The 2,521-nt window shown below is 54.6% G+C and carries 4 protein-coding genes; all 4 read left to right on the forward strand.

From position 1 onward, the window contains the following. Positions 1-544, forward strand: a 544-nt coding sequence (locus PHI12_15185; protein MDD5512128.1) for a hypothetical protein, incomplete at its 5' end; no start/stop codon positions are given. Between the two features lie 7 nt (positions 545-551). Continuing rightward, the gene (locus PHI12_15190) at positions 552-896 is read left to right on the forward strand and encodes a hypothetical protein (protein MDD5512129.1); all 345 of its coding nucleotides are present in this window, start codon (positions 552-554) and stop codon (positions 894-896) included. A 1-nt stretch (position 897) separates the two neighbouring features. After that, positions 898-1,401, forward strand: coding sequence for a hypothetical protein (locus tag PHI12_15195; protein ID MDD5512130.1), 504 nt, complete (start codon positions 898-900; stop codon positions 1,399-1,401). Beyond that, on the forward strand, positions 1,401-2,521 hold a 1,121-nt coding region (locus PHI12_15200), incomplete at its 3' end, for a hypothetical protein (GenBank protein MDD5512131.1). The genes PHI12_15195 and PHI12_15200, both read left to right, overlap by 1 nt.

Below are 2,521 nucleotides of genomic sequence, written 5' to 3' on the forward strand. Positions count from 1 at the left end.
CGAGATTCTGGTGGTAGGAAGACAACTACCAGACATAGCCGATGGTGATGAGTGGATATGTGGCGGGGAAATGAAAGTCCCTTACAGAAAGTGCTTCACACTACTTGGAATAGAGTTTGACGCCACTGCAGCAGCCGCAATCCAGGGGATCGCAAACAACGAACTGTGGATCAAGATAGACCGAGACGCCACGAACGATTACATGGTGCTCGACGCGTTAACGATGCCAACAGACGGAACGTCGGGACACGCAACATTCATGAGCAGACTGTTCATGCCAGCGCTCGAAAAGATGGCAATAAGAGTAGACAACCAGTCAGGAGCTGCCGTTTCAGAAACAGACGACGTGACAATGCGATTCATATACGGCGTGAGAAGTCTTAACGTGTTCGACCACCTGATGTGGCAGTACCCATTCTTCGACGAAAAGGACGAGGACGCTGCAAACGCGTTAAACGACGAGTTTCTGCTTACGGAGAAAATCGCGGCTGGTATAATAGACCCACTACAACCAAACCAGATGATGAACCTGAAACTGCCGTGAGGATACAATGTCACGAATTGACGACGTTAGGCAGATGCCCTACGTAGTGGCCGGGTACACGTTTGCGGTAGGGGGAGAAGACGACCTATTACAGCTCGACTTCGAAAGAGACGCTGCACAGGGATTCGGCACGCCAGCGAAGTCGTTCGTGGTACGAAACACCGGACCAGGTGTGGTATCGTTCATGTTGTCGGAAGACGGAGAACACTGGAGCGCGATCGGCACCATACCAGCGGGAAACGTCGAAGGGTACGACTATTTCGATGGCATAACGGTCAAACAAATGAAACTCTGGGCATCGGCAGCAAACACGGTAGTGAGCATACGAGCAGTGCCAGGAAGGAAGGAGTAACATGCCAATACTAACGAGCGAGGCAAAGGGGCAGCAGACGATGGCCGAATCTGTGCCGGTGGTAGTGGCAAGCGATCAAAGTGATATACCGGTAACACTAAACGGCGAAGAAGTGACGATAAGCGGCTCGGTTCTACCAGCAGGCGCGGCGACCTCCGCAAACCAAACTGCCCAGATAACCGCAGAGCAAGCGATCCAGGATGCTCTCAACCGCGTTTTGGTCCATGTTAATATCGATTTCAGTGATGCGGCGGCGCAGACAATAGTGGCAGGTCCAGCAGCGGGGTATAGAATCCGAGTTGTGTCTCTTGAACTGTCGGCTCTCGTGAACGTCGAGATCGCCGTGAAAAGCGGAGCGACTACCATCAGAACGTTTCAGGGCGCGGTGATGATCTGGGCTCCGCCAACGCCGGCCAATCTCGGGGAAGCAGAAGCTCTAGTTTTGGATGCTGTGACTGATGACCGAATCACCGGTGGCGTGAGCTATTACGTCGAGGCGATCTGATGAGCCATATCCAGGTTCTTGATGACGACGTGGCCGATCAGATAATCGGCGTCAAGTGGGATACGTCGTCTAATTCACCCGCTCTCACTCACATTGATGTAGACGGGGCGGAACTGGTCCAGAAAAGCCACGCCTGGTTCGACCGCCACCCTATCTGGGAAAACATCAAGCGATGCACCGTAACCGCCGACGGCACGCCGACATTTGGTACAAACGCCAGGGGCGACGGGCTAACACTGGACGGCACCACCGGGCAGGTTATGGTCCAGATACCAAGGTGCTACGTGAGAGCGGAGAAGTTCGGTGATGATTTCAGTATTTGGTTCTCACCGCTGCCGTATCCGGGATTCGCGCTCCACCCTGCATTCGTGCAAAGGGGTGGGGTCGCGAAGTCCCAGATCTATGTCGGGGCCTATGCCGGGTGTCTGGAAGTTGACGACGCTGGCGCCGAGTACATGATCTCCAAGACTGGCGAACAGCCGTGGACTGGGGCTTGTATCGGGAAGATACCGTTCGGAACCGGCACCACCGAGATAGAGGTTGGAGACACCGTGACCGGGGCCACGTCGGGCAAAACCGGAGTTGTAGTCGCGGTCTACGTTTCTGGCGGGACTTGGGGCGGCGGAAATGCTGCCGGATATATCTATGTCAAATATCCTGGTGCGGACTGGGCCAACTGGACGAATCCTGAAGATATACAAGTGGCGACTGTTACAAGGGCGGCAACAACGGGGACAGGAGCGGCCCTCCCATTAACTCGGCAGGGGGCCGAGGATTATGCTCTGACTTATGGTACCCGGTGGGGAATTTGTAATATCTGGACATGGGATCTTTTATATTGGCTCTATGTCGTCGAGTATTGCAATTTCAATAGCCAGAGCATCAGTGTCGGCATCGGCGCAGGAATAACAAGTAAGGGGGCTGGTACTGGATTTGCTGGCGAGGAGAACGGGGCGGATAGTGCCGACTCAAACATCGGCACGAACGGCACCGGAACCGGCACCGGGGGCAATGGATATACTCCGGTCGTTTGGAGGGGGATCGAGAACCCGTGGGGCAACGTATTTCAGTTTATCATCGGGGCCGACGCACTCGATGCCGAATATCGCATCCTGAAACG

Source organism: Dehalococcoidales bacterium (genome assembly GCA_028716225.1).
In the GTDB taxonomy this organism is placed as follows: domain Bacteria; phylum Chloroflexota; class Dehalococcoidia; order Dehalococcoidales; family UBA5760; genus UBA5760.

What these genes read in the sequence shown, in the direction of transcription:
- PHI12_15190 (MDD5512129.1), top strand. Translation starts at nt 552, where the DNA reads ATGTCACGAATTGACGACGTTAGGCAGATGCCCTACGTAGTGGCCGGG.
- PHI12_15195 (MDD5512130.1), top strand. Translation starts at nt 898, where the DNA reads ATGCCAATACTAACGAGCGAGGCAAAGGGGCAGCAGACGATGGCCGAA.